We start from the raw sequence: 19,267 nt of genomic DNA, 5'->3' as shown, positions 1-19,267 counted from the left end.
CTTTGGCCCCCGACTGTCTATGCCACCCTCCTTGGTGTAGTCTTGATGTGGTATTGTAACTTAATAACAAAAACCACCCGGATGGTTTGCAAGCGGGTGCATCGAGCCATCGGCTTGATGGGGCAGAATCTCAAATTATCTCAACTTCATATTGGAGTCTTTCATGCCTAGACGTACAAAGATTGTAACCACACTTGGTCCGGCCACCGACCGCGAAGGGATCCTCGAAGGGATTATCCGCGCCGGCGCCGACATGGTGCGGATGAACTTCTCTCACGGCACTCCTGAAGATCATATCCAGCGCGCCAATCAGGTGCGTGACATTGCTGCCAAGCTCGGCCGCCACGTTGCCATCATGGGTGACCTGCAAGGCCCGAAAATCCGTGTATCCACCTTCAAGGACGGCAAGATCTATCTGGCCATTGGTGACAAGTTCGTGCTGGATGCAGCCCTGGGCAAGGGTGAAGGTTGTCAGGAGCAGGTCGGCATCGACTACAAGAGCCTGCCAAACGATGTGGTGCCGGGTGACATCCTGTTGCTGGACGATGGCCGTGTACAACTGAAAGTCGAGAGCGTGGAAGGCACCCGCATCCACACCACTGTGACTGTGGCGGGCCCGCTCTCCAACAACAAGGGCATCAACAAGAAAGGGGGCGGTCTCTCCGCGCCAGCCCTGACCGAGAAAGACAAGGAAGATATCAAGACAGCCGCGCTGATGAACGTAGATTATCTGGCCGTCTCCTTCCCGCGCTGCGGTGATGACCTGCGTTACGCCCGCGAACTGGCTCGCGAAGCTGGCTCCAATGCCAAGATCGTGGCCAAGGTTGAGCGCGCCGAGACTGTCGCCACTGACGAAGCGATGGAAGATATCATCCTCGGCTCTGATGCCGTGATGGTCGCCCGTGGCGATCTGGGCGTCGAGATCGGTGACCCCGAGCTGGTTGGCGTGCAGAAGAAGCTGATCCGTCACTCCCGTCGTCTCAACCGCGTCGTCATCACCGCTACCCAGATGATGGAATCGATGATCAACGCGCCGCTGCCGACTCGTGCAGAGGTCATGGACGTCGCCAACGCCGTGCTGGATGGTACCGATGCGGTGATGCTCTCTGCCGAAACCGCCGCCGGTCAGTTCCCCATCGAGACTGTGACCTCCATGGCGAGCGTCTGTGTCGGTGCCGAGAAGCACCCGAGCCTGAACGTCTCCAATCACCGCATGAGCTACACCTTCACCTCGGTGGAAGAGGCGGTTGCCATGTCCACCATGTACGCAGCCAACCACCTGGAAGGGGTCAAGGCGATCGTGGCGCTGACCGAATCGGGCACCACTCCGCTGCTGATGTCCCGTATCAGCTCCGGTCTGCCGATCTTCGCCATGTCTCCCCACAACAAGACCCTGGCCTGGACCAACCTCTACCGTGGCGTGACCCCGGTGATGTTTGACGGTGACGAGACCAAGCCGGTCTACGAAGTGTGTCGCGACGCGCTGGCCGTGCTCAAGGAGAAGGGGCTGCTGCAAAGCGGTGACATGGTACTGCTGACCCACGGTGACAAGATGGAAACCGTCGGCAGTACCAACACCTGCAAGGTGATGATGGTCGAATAAGCCCGTCCGGTTTTACAGTGTTCAACAAGGCTGCTCCTCTCTGATGAGCAGCCTTTTTATTTCGGGCTGTGGCGGGATAAACAGGACTCAATGATTGCTTAACCGGATTCCCCTTCCGATAATGCGGGAGTGGTTTTCACCGGGTAGCCTGTTGTAGGGGATCGCAGGATAACCCAGACACTCGACAATACGGGAGTGAAAAAATGAACAAGCGTAACTGGTTGCTGGCCCTGTCACTGACGTTGGTGGTGTCACCCAGCCATGCCGACTGGGAGAAACTGAAGGCTGCCGCCGCCGATCTCGGCACCGCCGTGAGTGAGACTGGCAAGGAGGTATGGCAGGACGTCAGCGACTTCTCCAAAAAGAGCTGGGCCTCCATCTCTGCCTGGGGTGAAGAGGCGTTCAACACCGCCGGGGTCTGGACCGACAAGAGCATCGCCACCGGCAAGGAGTGGCTGAAGGTAGCCGACAAGAAGCTCGACGAGATGTTGGAGCCCAAAACCCCGCAAGAGGCGCGGGTGGCGCTCAACACCATGGCCGACACGGCACTGGTGCGCCTGTTCAATGAACAGCCTTCAGCCAAGTTGCTGTTTGACAAGGCGTATGGCTACGCAGTATTCGATTCGCGCAAGTTCTCCCTGATGCTGCATACCAATCAGGGCGCCGGGGTGGCCATCAATCGCAAGAGTGGCAAACACACCTATATGAAGATGTTTGGCGCGGGGCTGGCGGCCGGTATCGGTGGCAAGTTCTATCAGCAGGTGATCCTGTTTGAAGACAAGGCCAGATTCGATGCCTTCGTGACCCAGGGGTGGGAGGCCACCTCAGAAGTGGGTGTGGTAGCTGGCAAGGAGAGCGCCGAGCTGACCGCCAAATACAACGGTGGCATGGCCATCTACCAAATCGGCGAGAAGGGATTGCTGTTCGATGCCAACATCTCCGGCTCCAAATACTGGATCGACAAGGATCTGAGTCAGTAACCATTCAGGCGGTGAGCCCCCCGCATTGGCCCGGCTCACCGTGCGGCAGTTGCAGTCAAAGATCGCCCGCACTCATCCTGCGGGCGTGCTTGTTTGTGGTGGCGTGATGCGGATGTTGGATGGCAAAGCGCCTTTTCCCGCGCGAATGCTGGGGACAAAAAGCCATCGCTCCCCTTGGCCGCAATCGGTATAATGCGCGACCCGAATTTTTCCAGGTGTTCAAAATGCAGCCGGTACCCAACCTTTTCTCCTATCCCCGCTATTGGGCCGAGTGCTACGGCACGGCGCCCTTCCTGCCCATGTCCCGCAAAGAGATGGACAAGCTCGGTTGGGACAGCTGCGACGTCATTCTGGTGACGGGGGATGCCTACGTGGATCACCCGAGTTTCGGCATGGCGGTCATCGGCCGCATGCTGGAGGCGCAGGGCTTTCGGGTCGGCATCATCGCCCAGCCGGACTGGTCATCGAAGGATGACTTTATGCGTCTGGGCAAACCGAACCTCTTCTTCGGGGTCACCGCGGGCAACATGGACTCCATGATCAACCGCTACACCTCCGATAAAAAGCTGCGCCACGACGACGCCTACACCCCGGGGGATGTGGGCGGCAAGCGGCCGGATCGCGCCACCCTGGTCTATACCCAGCGCTGCAAGGAGGCCTTCAAGGAGGTGCCGGTCGTTATCGGCGGCATCGAGGCTTCCTTACGCCGTATCGCCCACTACGACTACTGGTCCGAGACCATCCGCCGCTCCATCCTGCTTGATGCCAAGGCCGATATCCTCATCTACGGCAACGCCGAGCGGCCGCTGGTGGAGGTGGCTCACCGCATCGCAGCGGGGGAGAGCATCGACACCATGCAGGATATTCGCGGCACCGCCGTTATCCGCAAGGAGCCGCTGCCGGGCTGGAAAGGGGTGGATTCGAGCAAGCTCGACCAGATTGGCCGCATCGATCCCATCATGAACCCCTATATGGAAGGGGCCCCATGCTCGGATGACGCCACCGACGCGGCACCTGCCGCGCAGGAAGCCCAGCCTGTGCTGGTGCAGCCGGCCAAGCCCAAGCCGTGGGAAAAAACCTATGTGAAGCTGCCGGCGTTCGAGCGGGTGAAAGAGGACAAGGTGCTCTACGCCCACGCCTCGCGCATTCTGCACCACGAGACCAACCCCGGCTGTGCCCGTGCCCTGTCACAGGCTCACGGCGATCGCATCGTCTGGGTCAACCCGCCCGCTTTCCCGCTGGAAACCGAGGAGATGGACGGCGTATTCGGCCTGCCCTACCAGCGGGTGCCGCACCCCGCCTATGGCAACGAGAAGATCCCGGCCTTCGAGATGATCAAGACCTCGGTCAACATCATGCGCGGCTGCTTTGGCGGCTGCTCCTTCTGCTCCATCACCGAGCACGAAGGGCGCATCATCCAGAGCCGCTCGGAAGAGTCGATCTTGAAAGAAATCGAAGATATCCGCGACAAGGTGCCGGGCTTTACCGGCGTCATCTCGGATCTCGGCGGCCCCACCGCCAACATGTACAAGCTGCGCTGCAAGAGCCCCAAAGCCGAGCAGACCTGCCGTCGCGCCTCCTGTGTCTGGCCCACCATCTGTCCGCACATGGACACCGACCACAGCCCGACCATCAACCTCTATCGCAAGGCGCGCGACCTCAAGGGGATCAAGAAGATCCTCATCGCCTCCGGCGTGCGTTACGACATCGCGGTGGAAGATCCCCGCTATATCAAGGAGCTGGCCAAGTACCACGTCGGCGGCTACCTCAAGATCGCGCCGGAACACACCGAGGAGGGGCCCCTCTCCAAGATGATGAAGCCGGGCATGGGCAGCTACTACCAGTTCAAGGAGTTGTTCGACAAATACTCCAAAGAGGCGGGCAAGCAGCAGTACCTGATCCCCTACTTTATCTCCGCCCACCCGGGCACCACAGACGAAGACATGGTCAATCTGGCGCTCTGGGTCAAAGAGAACCGCTTCAAGCTCGATCAGGTGCAGAACTTCTACCCGTCGCCGCTCGCCAACGCCACCACCATGTATTACACGGAGAAAAACCCGTTAAACAAGGTGAGCCGCACCGGTGGCGATGTGTTTGTTGCCAAGGGCGAGCGCCGTCGCCGCTTGCACAAGGCGCTGCTGCGCTACCACGATCCTGCTGGCTGGCCGATGATCCGCGAAGCCCTGCTCGCCATGGGCAAGGGCCACCTGATTGGCAATGGCCCCGGCTGTCTGGTGCCTGCGGAAGGGCGCAACGAGCGCGCCGCCAGCGGCAAGGGGCTAAAACCGGCCCTGACTCGCCATAGCCCAATGTCTCAACAAAGAGGCCAACAACAGCGCGGCAATGGCGCTGGCAACAAGCCGACGGGCGGCAAGCCGGTGGGTTCCCAGCTGCAGAAAGGGGCTGCTAACGGCAAACCGGCCGCACAGGGTGAAGGCAAGAGTGCTGGCCAGAATGCGGGTAAGAGCAAACCTGCCGGAAAACCTGCCCATAAGGGCAAGGCGCCAACCCGCGCTGGCTCTGCCAAGCCGGGGGCAAAACCCGTAGCTCAAGGCGGCAAGCCTGCGGCTAAAGGCAATGGTGGCAAGCGACCGGCACGGTAATATTTCCTGATTGGAAAGCGATAGAAATAAAAAGGCGACCGGATGGTCGCCTATTTATTTTTAGTCTTGTTCAGAGTACATTCTAGGTCGAGCTAAAACATATGAATGAAACAAAGAGTCTTTAAATCGATAGTAACGTTCTCTTAGCTTCTCAAGTTCTGCACCATATTCTTCAGCTACAAGCTGGCCAACATACTGACTTGAATTATCGACTCCAGCATCTAAAGCAATTTTGTATGCATTAGAAGTCCATATTTCATTATGTTTATCCTGTGCAGCTGCCATAGCCCTAAGTACAGTCTCTCGTTGAGATGATGACGCGACCGCTTTTCGATATTTGCCTTCTAAGACAGGATCTGCTTTTTGTTCTGCAATGCTAGATAGAGTTTTATTAATATGACTATCCGTAATGATGTACACATTTTCTTCGAATGCAGCCCTAAGTGAAAATTTTCCGATTAAATGGACCATATAAGGATGGCCGTTTGCTAGTTGTACAATTCTATCCCTAGCGTTATTATCAAAAGTTATGTATCTATCAATATATTTTTCTGCGTTATCAATAATGTTCTCTAGCTCATTTGAATTCATGGGGTCCATAGATATTATGCTGCCTGCGAACAATCGATCAGTTGACTCATGCTCCTTCATAAGCATCTGGATATCTTTTGCTACGCCTACAACGCAAAATTTAACCTTAGGTACATTGGTTGCAAGTGCTTTTAGAAAAGAAGCAAATCCTGAAGGATCCGCTATTTGATCAAACTCATCTATAACTAATAGAATTCCATTTTTAGCAACATCTGCTTTAATAATAGCATCAACGACATTAGTGAATACAATATCAACTTGATGTTCCGACATAACTGGAGATGTTGTGACCTCTGATGTCTTACTTCCCGCCAACTCAACGCCTACACCTAATACTTTTGCACTGAACTTTGGATTATAATTAACCATTACCTTCTTTGCATTTGGAATCTCATATATCCACTTAGCTAAGCAGTTGGTAGACGTTAAGAGTCTTTCAAGAAGTTCATCCGTTGAACGTACTTGTTTTCCACATGCCATGTATACAGTTAAAAAGTCAAATTGTTCATCATTCGGAATGTCTAGCTTTTCTAGTATAGAGCTATCACCGGCACCAATATTTGTTATCTGTCTAGCCAAGGAGGTTTTACCAATACCTCTATTACCTACAATGGCTATATTTGAACCCTCAGCAATGAGAGCATAAAAAGAATTTACCACTGCTACTTTTCGGCCAGCAAATCGTTCTGAATCAGTTATTTCCTTTGCAGGTAAAAAAGCATTCTCTATTTGACTTAGCTTTGGTTTTTTCATTTTTTAGTAGTGCCATGATGTATTTTTCATTAGATATTAAAAAATGGTTTATTACATGGGAGCTAATATATTTGGCTAAAAATAGTAGATGGTACCAAATGAAGTGATGCCCAACGTATAGCACGATAATTTTTTAATGGAAATCTAGGACACCCACCTTTCTGTATGAGGCGTATCTTTACCCAATCCCACGCTACCGCCCGTGGATTACAGCTTCCAATATGCTCCCTGGACCTGCGCTGGCAGCAACCCATCGCAACTCAACAGGTTCTGGATGGCTATGGTAAGCCAAACGAAACTGCCGAGGCGAGCCTTAAAGTGACTCAACTATCAGAAATTAATCGTTTTTTGAACTGGATCAGCAAATGGAACCGGAAGGCGGCTTTGTAGCCATATCCCGCTTTGGCAAGCAGGGAAGGGGAGTGAATTGGGGCGACCTGCTGGTCGCCCCTTTCGATAGCCATATCCGGCGCGCTAGGGGTTAGCCGTTATAGCCGTAGCAGCGCTTGAGCTCTTCGAAGTCGTAGTAGTGGCTGCCGCTCTGGTAGGGCTGGCAGCCCGCTTTAAAGGCGATCTCCTTTTCGTTATAGAGCATCTTGACCAGCACCTGCCGCTGCCCGTTCTGATAGATATCCCATTGAATATTGGCGGTATAGGGGGAGACCCAGCCGCCACGCCACTCGTTGTTCTGCTGGCTGAACAGCTGATCCGGGCTGGCCCCCTGACGGCTCCCTTCCAGCTTCATCAGGGCGGCGAGGGGGATAATGGCTTCGGCGTGGGCAAAGCGCAGGGTGGCCCGTCGGCTCTGCTCGCCCTCCACCACCTGATGCTGTACCTCGCCAAACAGGCCGTCGAGCAGCGGCTGGGCAATGGCGTAGGGGGCGCTCTGGTTGGCAAAGCTCGGCCCCTTCTCGTAGAAATCTTCCGCATCGGAGAGGTAGGAGAACCAGGCAGACTCTTGTGGGGTCAGGAACTGCTCCAGCGCCCAGGGTTCGCTGCCCTGTGCCTGCGCTTCGCGGATCATGCCGGGGCCGATGATAAAGAGGTTGTAGAGCATCAGGGCGGCATCCACTTCGTCGCGCACATAGGTCATACCGCCATCTTCCGGGTTGACGGCGACAAACTCGACGCCGCCCGCCAGATAGTCGACAAAGCCCTTGCTGTAGATACGCTCCAGCATGCTGCGGGCCATCTCTTTGGTCTTGCTCAGGTTTTTAAGCTGATCCAGCGCTCTGGCCAGTTCGGGGGCCGGGGCGATTCCGGCATCTTCGTCACCGATAAAGCGCTGGTAGCTCTCATAGGCGGGCAGGTAGCGGGCGTAATCCCCCTCGGGGGTGGTCTTGTGGAAGTAGAGCTCGAACTTGTTGACCAGCTTTTTGTCGATCTTCGAGGGGTCATCCTGCGTGAGGTAGCACTGCGCCGAGTCGCTGACATAGTTCACGTCGCGCTTGAGGCTCTCCATAAAGTAGAAGGCGCTTTCGTTGGCCCTGTCTTTGCCCGAGGTAACCACCTTGATGCAGTGGGGCTCGCTGCTGTTGAGCAGGGTCGGCAGCCGCGCCGCCAGCCGGGTGGCGAGATTGGCGTGCTCCTCCTTGCCCAGCGCCGAGAGCAGGCCGTAGCCCAGTTTCTGGTTGGCGGTCGTCACCAGATCGACCTTGCCTCCCAGCCCCTGCCCGAGAGTGGTGAGCGCCCCCTGACGCTGCGCCTCTTCCCAGACCAGCTTGGTCAGCACGTCATATTTCGGGCTGGAGAGGGAGCGCGAGCCGTGGCGCGCCACCATCTCGGTAAAGACCGGGCTGAACCCCTGAGGCGCTGGCTCGTAGCTCTCCGCCTGCTGCTGCGGGCTGTAGACCGCTTTGGTGCTGTATTGATAGGCGGTTTTGCCCTGGCTGTCGGTAGACGATTCGTTCTCTGACTGGCAACCGCCAAGCAAGACCAGCGAGACGGCCAAAGCCACATAAGAAGAGCGCGGGAAAGTCATGATGTTCCTTATCTATCCATATGAAAAATAAGTGAAAAACTCTATGGCTTGAAAATGACCGCGGGATGTCAGCCAGATGACAGGCTGATGACTTCTGATAAAGCAGTAAGCAAGGGGGAGGGGAGAGAGGATGGCTATAGGGAGGGCAATAGAATCCCTTTTTTCGGGACACCCACCTTTTTGACAGTGGCGTAGGGCTGTTCTTGACTTAAGAGGTCACCGTTGAGGGATGTGCCATGACCATTGCCCGTTCACGTCAAATCAGCTTGCAGGATACGCCTTACTACCATGTGGTCAGCCGCTGTGTGCGGCGAGCCTTTCTGTGTGGTGACGATGCCCATTCTGGCCAGAGTTATGAGCATCGGCGTCAGTGGGTGGTCGACAAGTTGGGGCAACTATCGCGGCTGTTTGCAATTGGCATTTGTGCTTATGCGGTGATGAGCAATCATTATCATCTGGTGCTCAAGGTGGAGCCCGATACCGCAGCCAACTGGAGTGAGCGGGAGGTGGCTGAGCGCTGGGCGGGGCTATTCCAGTGGCCGCATTTGGTCAGGCGCTGGTATCAGGGGGAGACGTTGATCGAGCCTGAACTGGCTGTCGTGCAGCAATTGCTGGCCCAATGGCGGGAGCGGCTTCACTCCATAAGTTGGTTTATTCGGCTACTCAATGAAAATCTGGCCCGTCAGGCCAATCAGGAAGATGGTTGCAAGGGCCATTTCTGGGAGGGGCGCTTCAAGAGTCAGGCTTTGCTCACCGAATCCGCCTTGTTGGCCTGTATGGCGTATGTTGACCTCAATCCGATACGAGCTGCGTTGACCGATCGGCCAGAGCAGAGTGAATACACCAGTATCAAACAGCGCCTTGACGCGCCTGCTACTACTGAGGTTTTGCCACCACTTTTGCTGCCGTTTGCCCGCCAGGGTAAGCCTGAAGAGCTGCCTTATACCTTCAGCGACTACCTGATGCTGGTTGATTGGACTGGTCGTGCTATTCGGCCCGACAAGCGGGGTCATATTCCGGCCCAATTTGGACCCATTCTGGAACGATTGGGACTCGATGCTGTTCGCTGGTTGAAGCAGGTGACGCTGTTCAGGCGACAAGGGATCAGAGTGGTGGGAGACAGATATCAATGTCAGCAGTTTGCCCGCCACTGTGGCCAGCGACGATGCCATCAACCAAGGCTGTGATAGCTTTGCATCCACCCTGCTGATAGCTCCGGGTATTGCACATAGTCCAATAAATGGCTGTGCAGGGGCTGTTGCTTTCTAAACCTGACAATCTCTCCCACCAGCCTACTTTTGCAGGCATCAGCTCGGATACACACCCCTTATTGGGCCTGCAAGTAGCCTAATAGTGGCTTGCTCCAAAAGGTGGGCAAAAGGTGGGTGTCCCAATTTGTTCCCCTTATTGGGCCTGCAAGTAGCCTGATAGTGGCTTGCTCAAAAAGGTGGGTGTCCCAATTTGATTCGGCGACGCTCCCCTGTTACACCTCGCTGCAAGCCTTTATGTCGGTCAATGACGTGGCGGCCTGCATTCCGTCGGCCATCGCCACCCTCGGCGATTTTCGCATGCTGGAGCTGGCCGGGGCGCCGCAGCAGTTCGAGGTGGTGGTTGGCAGACACCGCAAAAGTCAGGGCAATCTCGCCATCGAGTGGCTGGCCGAGGTGATCAAGTCGGTCTGCGATCTTGCCATGCCTAAATAACGTCGCCGTTTGCACAGAGCTGCGCACGCCAGCCAGTTTGCTAACGGCAGGCTGGATCTGCGGGACAAATCCTGCGATGGTGCGGGCAGTTATCCGCTTGTCCCGTTATCGAGTGAAAAGGAGTTGAGATGCGCATTGCCATGATTGGTCTGGGGGATATCGCCCAAAAAGCCTATCTGCCGCTGCTGGCGAGCGACGAGCGGGTCACCCCGCTGCTCTGCACCCGGAGTCCATCGGTGCTGGAGACGCTCGCCCGCCAGTATCGGGTCGCCGAGTGCTTTACCGATGTGGCGGCCATGCTGGCCAGCCGCCCCGACGCAGTGATGATCCACGCCGCCACCGCCGTTCACCGCGAGCTGGCCGAGCAGTGCCTGCGCGCAGGGATCCCCACCTTTGTTGACAAGCCCCTGTGCGACAATCTGGCCGAGGCAGAGGCGCTGGCCAACCTCGCCATCGCGCAAGATTGCACCCTCTTTACCGGCTTTAACCGCCGCTATCTGCCCGCCATGGCCGAGGCGCGCGCCCAGCCGCTCACTGAGCTGAACTGGCAGAAACACCGCTTCGCCCTGCCGGGCAAGGCGCGGGATTTTATGTTCGACGACTTTATCCATGTGCTCGACAGCCTCTGCTTCTATGGCGGCGTGCCGGACGGCGACTTTCATGCGGTATTGCGACCGGATGCGAAGGACAACAGCCTGTTGGCCGGGGTGAGCGTCAGCTGGCAGAGCGGCGATCGCGCCATCAGCGGCAGCATGAACCGCAGCGCGGGGATCACCGAGGAGCGCATCGATGCCTATGGCGACAACCTCTCCCTGCACCTTGAGAACTGCACTCGCGGCAGCATCGCCCGCGACAAGCAGGCACAGATGCTTAGCCCCAGCGACTGGCAGCCGGTGCTGGCCCAGCGCGGCTTTGCCGCCATGCTGGAGCACTGGTATCAACAGATTGAGTTGGGCCGTGCCGATAGTGAGCTGATCGCCTCCTACCTGCATGGTCACCGGCTGGCGGAGCAGCTGGTCGTGCTGGCTGACAAGCGGGGATAAGGCTGGCTGGAAGTGCGCGTGGCATGAATGCGCGGTGCGTGAGAAAGACGCATGAAAAACAACGGGGGCCGCAGTTACGGCCCCCGTTGTTATGGGATGAGATGCATGGGATCAGATGCACTTTACCGGCTTGGGCAGGCCGCCAATCTTGGTCGCCTGCTTGGCGGGCCCTTCCGGGAACAGCTTGTAGAGGTAGCGGCTGTTGCCCTTCTCGGGGCCGTACTGCTTCTCCATCGCCTTGACCAGCGCGCGGATGGCGGGGGAGGTGTTGAACTCCAGATAGAAGGCGCGCACAAAGCGCACCACTTCCCAGTGCGGCTCCTCAAGCGTGATCCCCTCCTGCGCTGCCAGCACCAGCGCCAGCTCCTCGCTCCAGTCGTTGCTGTTGAGCAGGTAGCCCTTGGCATCGGTCTCGATGAGTTGGCCGTTGAATTCCAGCTGATGTTTTTCGGACGCAGACATGGGGGCTCCTCGCTAATGGGGCTATCAGGATTGGGCGGGCATGGTAGCGCCTTGATCCCCGGTGAGCAACCGACTCTCGTTGGCCAGATGCAGCAGCTGATCCGCCAGCTCGCTGATCAGGTTGAGCTGCTGGGTCAGCATCAGCTGCTCCTCGCTGCTGTCCGGACTTATCACCGGGCACTGACCACCGATGGAACTGGAGGGGTTGCCCGCCAGATGTCCGGCGGCCTGCTCCAGGGTGTGGCAGATGTGGTGGCGCACCTCATCCAGCCCGCTGATGGCCTCCAGCTTGTCGCGATGGGCCCCCAGCGCCGAAATGTAGGAGAGCAGGGCATGGTTGCGCCAGGTGAGGGTAAAGCAGAGATCGAGGAAGCGGCGGCGCTTTTGCGGCTCCACCAGCATGCTCTGCCAGGCGGTGGCCAGCTCGCTGTCTGCCAGATGGGCGCTCTTGCGCGCCACCCGATAGTCGATGGACTCGTCTCGCTGCTGCTTGAGGCTCGCCAGCACCGCTGAGAGGTAGCGGGCGTTGGCCGAGAGCGAATTGGCGATAAGCGTCGGCAGCCGCTTGTACTGCCAGTCCGGCCAGAGCCAGGCCACCAGCCCGTAAGAGATCAGGCAGCCGAGCAGGGTATCGAGCAGCCGTGGCCCGAGAATGGCAAAGCCGATGCCATCGAGCAGATTGAACGCCATCAGCACGTAGAGGGTGATAAAGCAGACCGCGGCGCTGTAGTTGTTGCGCACCTGGGTAAAGAAGAGGAAAGCGGCCAGCCCCATCACCACCAGCTGGACGTGCAGCTCGGGAAACAGCCAGAGCACCGGAATACCCACCAGAATACCTGCGAAGGTGCCGAGCATCCGCTGCACCAGTCGGCGGCGGGTGGCGCTGTAGCTGGGCTGGCAGACAAACAGCACGGTCAGCAAAATCCAGTAGCCCTTATCCATATCAAAGGTTTGCAGTATGCCGTAGCCGATCACCAGTCCGAGCGACAAACGCAGCGCGTGGCGAAACACCATGGAGTGCAAGGTGAGGTGCTGCTTGAGCTGGGCTAGCAGCGGCAGGCGGGGGGGGCGCGCCAGCGCTGGCAGATCCTGCTCCGGCTGCTCGGGGTTTTGCAGCACTTCGGCGCTGCCCAGCAACTGGTTGATGCTGGCCAGATTGCGGCGCAGGAATTTCATCGGCGTCAGCAGGGTTTTCGGGTAGTGCTGCTTGAGATTGGTGAACTCCAGCTGATCGCCGAGGGCCTCCAGCGTCCAGTGGATGCGCTTGTTATGGGCGTAGGGCTTGTGCACCAGAATGGCGTAACCCAGCCGCTGGCATGCCTCGGAGAGTTGCAGGAACACCTCCTGAAATCCTTCCAGTACGATGCCTTGCTTGAGCTCCGCTTCCAACCGGCTGTAGGGATAGTGGCTGGAGGTGGCTCGCTCGTGAATCTCCAGCGCCAGAAGATAGAGGCGCAGCAGGCTGGCCAGCTCGGGGCTCGCCGGATGGCGGCGACTCAGGCGGGCGTTGAGGGCCGATTTGGTGAGGGTCAGCGCGCTCACCAGATTGATGTTGAGCTGGGCCAGATTGTGGCGAATGGCCTGAGCGCCGTGCTCGTCCGCCGGGAAGAAGCGGGATTTTTCCAGCAGGTAGCGACCAAGGGCGAAGTAGCTCTGGGCCAGCTGCTCGTGCAGGGTCTTGTAGGGCAGCAGCCAGAGCCAGATAAACGAGACCAGTCCGTACCAGAGGGCGCCAGCGCCGAGGGCCAGCGGCTGGTAGAAGAGATCCGGCGCCTTGGCGGCACCCAGCATGGTGTAGATGGCGATGAGCAGCGAGCCGAAGCTGATGGTGGCGTAGCGGGCGCCGAGCGCCCCCACCATCACGAAGATAAAGGTGGAGCTGGCGAGCCCAATGGCAAACAGCCAGGGGGTGGGGTAGAGATACTGCACGCACAGGGACGCGAACATGAAGCAGATGAGCGTCATGGCGAGGTTTTTGAGCCGTCCCCACAGGCTGTCGTCGGTTTCGGCGATGGCGCCCGCCACGACCCCGAGGGAGAGCAGCACGGTGAGCTGGATATTGCCGGTGGCCAGGGTGAAGGCGAGCAGACCGAGAATGGCCAGCAGCACCTTGAGGGCGAAGTAGATGTGACTATCGGTCAGCAGTCGGCGTAACAAACCGGAGAATTCCATGGGCATGCTAGGCACCACCCTTGAGCGAAGCAAAATCGATGTGACTATCAATCAGCAGTCGGCGCAGCAGGCCAGAGAGATCCATCGGCATGAGACAGGTGAAACCCTTGATCGAAACGAGAGCGAGATAGTAACCCGCCAAGCGCGAAGTGGCCCTGATCCAAATCAGGGCCACTTCGCTTCATATCCTTGATTTACAACTTATCCTGACAAAAATCGGCGCCAATAAAAACCCCGCCGAAGCGGGGTTTCTGATTAGTTGCGGTTGCCGCCAAGCAGGCTCAGCAAGCTCAGGAAGATGTTGTAGATGGAGACATACAGGGTGACGGTGGCGGAGATGTAGTTGGTCTCGCCGCCGCGCACGATCTGCTGGGTAGTCAGCAGGATGGCACCGGAGGAGAAGAGCATGAACATGGCGGACAGAGCCAGGCTCAGGGCGCTCATCTGCAGGAAGATGTTGGCAATCATGGCCACCAGCAGTACCCAGAAACCGACGAACAGCATGCCGCCGATGAAAGAGAGGTCACGCTTGGTGGTCAGGGCATAGGCCGACAGACCGAAGAAGGTGAGCGCGGTACCGCCAAGGGCGGTCATCACGATTTCGCCACCACCATTGTTCATGTACATGTTGATGATGGGGCCCAGGCTATAGCCCAGCAGACCGGTCAGGGCGAAGGTGAAGACCAGCCCCATGCCGTTGTTGCGATTCTTCTCGGTCAGGAACATCAGACCGTATACGCCGATGAGGAAGATGGCCCAGTGCAGCGGCGGCATGTTCATTACGGTCGCGATGCCCGCCACCACGGCAGAGAAGCCCAGAGTGAGGGAGAGCAGCATATAGGTGTTACGCAGCACCTTGTTGGTATCGCGTACGGCACTTTGGGTGCCAGTGTAGATAGAACGGGTATCCATCTTGGGTGTCCTCTTTATGTCCGGGTGAGACGGCGAGCAGCCGCCTCGTGATCGCTGTTTGTTACTGCATGTTTACGCATTGTATGTAGAACAAATAGGGATGACGAGGAACAATTTCAAGCCACCTGCCATTTTGCTCCCGCACACTATCCCACAGGAAATATGTATTGCATATGAACAAGGGCTTAGCGTAGTATGCACGCCGTTCGGAGGGGTGGCAGAGCGGCTGAATGCACCGGTCTTGAAAACCGGCGATGGGCGACCATCCGTGGGTTCAAATCCCACCTCCTCCGCCATATTCAAAGAGAAAGCCCAAGCGGTCACCCGCTTGGGCTTTTTTGTATCTGTGCCGTGTAGTCTTGCTCGACAGTACTCCTGGTCGCAAATGGGATGCCGTCAAAGCGTCCCCGCATCTTGTGACTTGGAGCAGGATGACGGCTATCTCTCTCATCTCTAACTGCTCGATGCGCGTCTCTTCTCTGAGGCTGAGTTGTCTGCATCCATGTTTGAGCCCTGAGTCGTCATCCTGTCGCTGCGCTCATAGACTCTCGTCAGCTTCTCGCCTGCGGCGCGGATGTTGACTGTCTCCTGCCATTTGATGGAGAAAGAGGGTCATTGATTGACGTTCCCCCCCTGCCATGGTCAAATTTTCCCATTAATTAACAAAATGTCAGGTACTTCAGGGAGATATATGGAGACAGATGACAGATATACAGTGCCAGGCTTGGTAAGGGGACTGAGAGCGCTTCAGGCATTTAGCGAAGAGCGAAGAGAATTAAGCGTGTCAGAGCTTGCCGAAGTCATTGATGTCAATCGTTCCAGTGCTTTCCGTATTATCTATACCCTGGAAACCTGTGGCTTTTTGTATAAGGCAGATGGGTCCAGACGCTATAGCTTGACTTCCAGGGTGCTGGATTTGGGATTTACCTATCTCTCGGGGCTGGATTTACTGGAGCCATCGCGGCCTATCATGCAGCGCTTGCGGGACGATATTACCATTGCGTGCCATTTGGTGATCCGTCAGGGGACAGACATAGTCTTTGTCGATCGTTATCAGGCGAAAGGGCCGTTTACCAGCACGGTAGGAGTGGGCACCCGATGGCCAGCCCATGCAACCGTCACCGGTCAGTTGCTGCTTTCTGACTTGTCTGATGAGGCCATTATCGAGCTATATCGTGATTATCAATGGTCCACCTACACCGAGGGAACCCCGAACAGCATTGAGTCACTGCTGGCTTGCATGGCTGAGGTACGGGGACAACCGGCGCTGATCAGCTGGGGCTATTACAATCCCGTGATGGCTGCCTGTGCGGCACCGATAAATCGGTTAAGTGACGGCCGCATGATCGCATCGGTTTCTGTCAGCTGCCCCCTGCAAAGTTTTCCCCGAGAGGAGTTTGAAGGACGCATTCGGGATAAGGTGATCCATGCTGCGCACGATCTGTCGCGCACACTCAGTTTGAATAACGGTAATCCCTGAAAAATAGCGCTCTTTTTGTAACGCCATGCGCAAGCGCATGGCTTGTTGCATGATCTGCCACACTCGGTTTATCCCCCCCTCCTTTCTTTGCCACCCAGTGCACTACCGAGCCTTTGCTGCTCGAACATCAGGCCAGCAATAACGCAACTTGGTCAGATTGTTAAATCTTGTTCCCGCCACTGGATAGCTGCTGATGCCTTGGGGCCATGTTCATGGCTGACTGTCGCCAACCTGCGTCGATGGTGGCAGAGCGTAGCACCCTTCTCAAACATCAAAAATTAATCATCAAATTCAATCGGATAATCAAACCCAGTTGCCTGTTGCGCTCAGCTGCACTGACCCATTTCCGTTCTGGCGAACCCTCAACAGAGGGTCGATGAGCGTTATCGTGGCACCTCATGGAGGAGGCTTTGGTGGTGATGGTAACAAAAAGTACACAACTCATTGACATGGGTTGCTCTTGGCGATTAACGTGTTTGCATACGAAAAAATGTTTCTATAGTGAATTTTTCGGAGGCGAGATGAGTTGGATGCCGGTTTGTAAATTGAGTGCGATTTCGGATGGGGAGCATCTGGCGCTCAATGTCGAGGGGAAAGCGGTTGGGATATTCATGATCGAGGGGCAGCTTCATGCCATCGAGGATATCTGCCCTCATGCCTACGCCCTGCTGAGTGAGGGGTTCGTGGAAGGGCGCACGGTTGAGTGCCCGCTTCATGAGGCCATTTTCGATATACCCACCGGCAAGCTGCAAAGCGGCCCGGGTTGCCGCGATTTGAACACCTACGAGGTACGCGTCGAAGGCGACGACGTACTCCTTCACATGGCATGACGAGGAAGCAGTTAATGGAGAATTTCAATCCCAAACTGGCCGCTTGGCTCAATAAGGAGCCCAGTGCTGAGGCCGGACAAAACAACATTCAGATCCCGGGCAAGACGGTCAACCTGATATGGCAGAACCGCTACCGCGAGCCGACCGCTTATGAGCTGGCGCTGGTGAGTCAACTGGAGAAGGCCTTTGCCGAGGGCATTACCGAGCTGGAGTCCCTTGTAGAGACCCTCAATCGGTCTGGACTGCGCAATGAGGCGGGCGAGCCGTGGAGTTGTACCAATTTTCAGGATGAGATGGCCCGCCTCGGTTACTGAGCGGCCCACTGCAGATAGCGAGGAGAACACGATGAAGCAACAAAGTGCACTGGAACATCACCTGAATTTGGGTCTCAAGGATCTCTGGTATCCGGTGGTATCCAGTTGGGAAGTGAGCAGCAATCCGGTAGGTATCACGCGTCTTGGTGAACATATCGTGCTGTGGCGCGATACCAAGGGGAAGGTCAACGCGCTTGAAGATCGTTGCCCTCACCGGGGAGCCCGGCTCTCGCTGGGTTGGAATCTGGGGGATCGGGTGGCTTGCTGGTATCACGGCGTGGAGGTAAATGGCGCGGGCGTGGTGACCGATGTGCCTGCGGTCGATGCCTGTCCCATGACTGGCAGCAAGTGCCTGCGCTCTTATCCGGTCATCGAGAAGCACGGCGCTATCTTTCTGTGGTTTGGCCTGGAAGCGGAGAGCACACCCGCAGAACTGGTGCTGCCGGAACAGTTGGAAAGTGAGGAGTGGAGCCACTTCCTCTGTCAAGCCGATTGGGCGGTCAACTACCGCTATGCGGTGGATAACGTGATGGATCCCATGCATGGCAGCTACCTGCATTGCACTTCCCACTCCATGGCCGAAGGGGACAAGAGTGCTGATATGCGGGCTCGCAACACGGAACAGGGATTCATCTTCGAGAAAACTGGCCAAAGTGGTGTCAATTTCGACTGGGTGGAATTTGGCAGCAGCGGAACTTTCTGGTTGCGCCTGTCGATCCCCTATCGTCCGCAGTTTGGGCCGGGCGGCGAGTTCTGGATTGTCGGTTTCGCCACCCCGGTAGACGAGCACCACACCCGGGTATTCTTCTGGCGCGCACGCAAGGTCAGCGGTTGGCAGCGCAATGTGTGGCGCTTCCTCTATCGCAACCATCTGGAAAAGTTGCACTGGGATGTGCTGGAACAAGACCGGGTGATCCTTGAACAGATGGCCCCTGATGCCCGCGAACACGAGTTTCTTTATCAGCATGATGTGGGGTTGTCGCGGCTGCGCAGATTGATGAAGAAGATGGCAGAGCAGCAACTGGCCCGCTTGCAAGTCAGGGAAGAGGCTGTGAGCGATGTCTAGGTTGCTGTCGGGCAAACGATTGCTGATCACCGGAGCGGCCAGAGGGCTGGGGCTGGAGTTTGCAAGGGCCGCCTGTGCGGCGGGTGCCAGTGTGGTGATGGCGGACATTCTTGCCGAGCAGGTGTTAGCCGGTGCCAGGGCGCTGTCTGCCGAGGGATGTATGGCACATGGCCTGTCATTGGACTTGGCTGATCCGGACTCCATTGCCCGCTGCGCCCATGATGCAGCTCAGCTACTGGGCGGGCTCGACGGGCTGGTCAATTGCGGTGCCATCGCGACCGGTATTGGTGGCGTCGACATGCTGGCGCTGGATGTGGCGGTGTGGGATCGCGTCATGCAGGTCAATGTCCGTGGCAGTTGGCTGATGACCCGGGCGGTAGTGCCTTATCTCAAGGTGTCCGGTGCCGGCAAGGTGGTGAATATCGCGTCCGACACCGCATTGTGGGGGGCCCCCAGATTAATGGCATACGTGGCCAGTAAAGGGGCCTTGCTGGCAATGACCCGCTCCATGGCTCGCGAGCTGGGGGAGTACAACATCTGCGTCAACGCGATCAGTCCTGGCCTGACGCAGGTTGAGGCGACCACCTATGTCCCTGCATCGCGTCATCAGCACTATGTCGACGGGCGGGCCATCAACCGGCCGCAGGTGCCTGAGGATGTAAACGGCACCGTGCTCTATCTGTTGTCTGATCTCGCTTCCTTTGTCACGGGTCAGAACCTGCCGGTTAACGGCGGTTTTGTCTTCAACTGAGCGGATGACATCCCAATTAAGAG

The 19,267-nt window shown here is 57.0% G+C and carries 16 protein-coding genes and 1 tRNA gene; 12 read left to right on the top strand and 5 right to left on the bottom strand.

Annotation, left to right across the window (positions count from 1 at the left end):
- The first annotated feature begins 163 nt into the window (after positions 1-163).
- The 3 genes from pyk to G5154_RS05490 all read left to right on the top strand — a co-directional run bounded on the left by pyk (position 164) and on the right by G5154_RS05490 (position 5,186).
- A complete protein-coding gene (pyk, locus tag G5154_RS05500; protein WP_005347617.1) occupies positions 164-1,603 on the top strand; it encodes a pyruvate kinase in 1,440 nt (479 codons plus the stop codon).
- A 203-nt stretch (positions 1,604-1,806) separates the two neighbouring features.
- On the top strand, positions 1,807-2,583 hold the full coding sequence (gene befA / locus G5154_RS05495; protein WP_005347598.1) for a beta cell expansion factor BefA: 777 nt from the start codon (positions 1,807-1,809) through the stop codon (positions 2,581-2,583).
- Positions 2,584-2,807: 224 nt separating this feature from the next.
- The gene (locus tag G5154_RS05490; RefSeq protein WP_216978296.1) at positions 2,808-5,186 is read left to right on the top strand and encodes a YgiQ family radical SAM protein; all 2,379 of its coding nucleotides are present in this window, start codon (positions 2,808-2,810) and stop codon (positions 5,184-5,186) included.
- Between the two features lie 60 nt (positions 5,187-5,246).
- Here G5154_RS05490 and G5154_RS05485 read toward each other — a convergent pair whose 3' ends face one another.
- Together G5154_RS05485 and G5154_RS05480 are read right to left on the bottom strand one after the other, a co-directional pair.
- Positions 5,247-6,530 (bottom strand): hypothetical protein, encoded by a 1,284-nt coding sequence (locus G5154_RS05485; protein ID WP_421263895.1) that lies wholly within the window; start codon positions 6,528-6,530, stop codon positions 5,247-5,249.
- A gap of 481 nt (positions 6,531-7,011) precedes the next feature.
- The gene (locus G5154_RS05480) at positions 7,012-8,511 is read right to left on the bottom strand and encodes a histidine-type phosphatase (RefSeq protein ID WP_216978298.1); all 1,500 of its coding nucleotides are present in this window, start codon (positions 8,509-8,511) and stop codon (positions 7,012-7,014) included.
- Between the two features lie 236 nt (positions 8,512-8,747).
- On the opposite strand from G5154_RS05480, the gene G5154_RS05475 reads away from it, so the two are divergent.
- From G5154_RS05475 to G5154_RS05465, 3 genes are all read left to right on the top strand, one after another.
- On the top strand, positions 8,748-9,698 hold the full coding sequence (locus G5154_RS05475; RefSeq protein WP_227342209.1) for a transposase: 951 nt from the start codon (positions 8,748-8,750) through the stop codon (positions 9,696-9,698).
- Positions 9,699-9,962: 264 nt separating this feature from the next.
- Positions 9,963-10,214 (top strand): hypothetical protein, encoded by a 252-nt coding sequence (locus tag G5154_RS05470; RefSeq protein ID WP_227342210.1) that lies wholly within the window; start codon positions 9,963-9,965, stop codon positions 10,212-10,214.
- 128 nt (positions 10,215-10,342) lie between these two features.
- Positions 10,343-11,257, top strand: coding sequence for a Gfo/Idh/MocA family protein (locus G5154_RS05465; protein ID WP_227342212.1), 915 nt, complete (start codon positions 10,343-10,345; stop codon positions 11,255-11,257).
- 111 nt (positions 11,258-11,368) lie between these two features.
- Here G5154_RS05465 and G5154_RS05460 read toward each other — a convergent pair whose 3' ends face one another.
- The 3 genes from G5154_RS05460 to G5154_RS05450 all read right to left on the bottom strand — a co-directional run bounded on the left by G5154_RS05460 (position 11,369) and on the right by G5154_RS05450 (position 14,803).
- Positions 11,369-11,719, bottom strand: coding sequence for a TusE/DsrC/DsvC family sulfur relay protein (locus G5154_RS05460; protein ID WP_019446869.1), 351 nt, complete (start codon positions 11,717-11,719; stop codon positions 11,369-11,371).
- Positions 11,720-11,743: 24 nt separating this feature from the next.
- On the bottom strand, positions 11,744-13,897 hold the full coding sequence (gene yccS, locus G5154_RS05455; RefSeq protein ID WP_100646502.1) for a YccS family putative transporter: 2,154 nt from the start codon (positions 13,895-13,897) through the stop codon (positions 11,744-11,746).
- 249 nt (positions 13,898-14,146) lie between these two features.
- Complete coding sequence (locus tag G5154_RS05450; RefSeq protein ID WP_227342215.1) at positions 14,147-14,803, bottom strand: Bax inhibitor-1/YccA family protein; 657 nt, start codon at positions 14,801-14,803, stop codon at positions 14,147-14,149.
- Between the two features lie 208 nt (positions 14,804-15,011).
- Here G5154_RS05450 and G5154_RS05445 point away from each other — a divergent pair.
- The 6 genes from G5154_RS05445 to G5154_RS05420 all read left to right on the top strand — a co-directional run bounded on the left by G5154_RS05445 (position 15,012) and on the right by G5154_RS05420 (position 19,244).
- Positions 15,012-15,099 (top strand) — tRNA-Ser (locus G5154_RS05445).
- A 371-nt stretch (positions 15,100-15,470) separates the two neighbouring features.
- Entirely contained in the window at positions 15,471-16,283 is an 813-nt protein-coding gene (locus G5154_RS05440; protein WP_041234490.1) for an IclR family transcriptional regulator, read from the top strand.
- A 521-nt stretch (positions 16,284-16,804) separates the two neighbouring features.
- Positions 16,805-17,113, top strand: coding sequence for a non-heme iron oxygenase ferredoxin subunit (locus tag G5154_RS05435; RefSeq protein ID WP_005347576.1), 309 nt, complete (start codon positions 16,805-16,807; stop codon positions 17,111-17,113).
- A gap of 14 nt (positions 17,114-17,127) precedes the next feature.
- Positions 17,128-17,427: a recombinase-like helix-turn-helix domain-containing protein gene (locus G5154_RS05430; protein WP_421250478.1), complete on the top strand. Its 300-nt coding sequence runs from the start codon at positions 17,128-17,130 to the stop codon at positions 17,425-17,427.
- A gap of 31 nt (positions 17,428-17,458) precedes the next feature.
- On the top strand, positions 17,459-18,493 hold the full coding sequence (locus G5154_RS05425) for an aromatic ring-hydroxylating oxygenase subunit alpha (protein ID WP_236348889.1): 1,035 nt from the start codon (positions 17,459-17,461) through the stop codon (positions 18,491-18,493).
- Positions 18,486-19,244, top strand: coding sequence for an SDR family oxidoreductase (locus G5154_RS05420; RefSeq protein ID WP_005347570.1), 759 nt, complete (start codon positions 18,486-18,488; stop codon positions 19,242-19,244). The genes G5154_RS05425 and G5154_RS05420 overlap by 8 nt, the downstream gene beginning before the upstream one ends.
- Positions 19,245-19,267: the final 23 nt, after the last annotated feature.

This window comes from Aeromonas sp. 600527, assembly GCF_049175415.1.
GTDB lineage: Bacteria > Pseudomonadota > Gammaproteobacteria > Enterobacterales > Aeromonadaceae > Aeromonas > Aeromonas veronii_A.
This window is presented reverse-complemented; position numbering and strand designations above follow the sequence as displayed.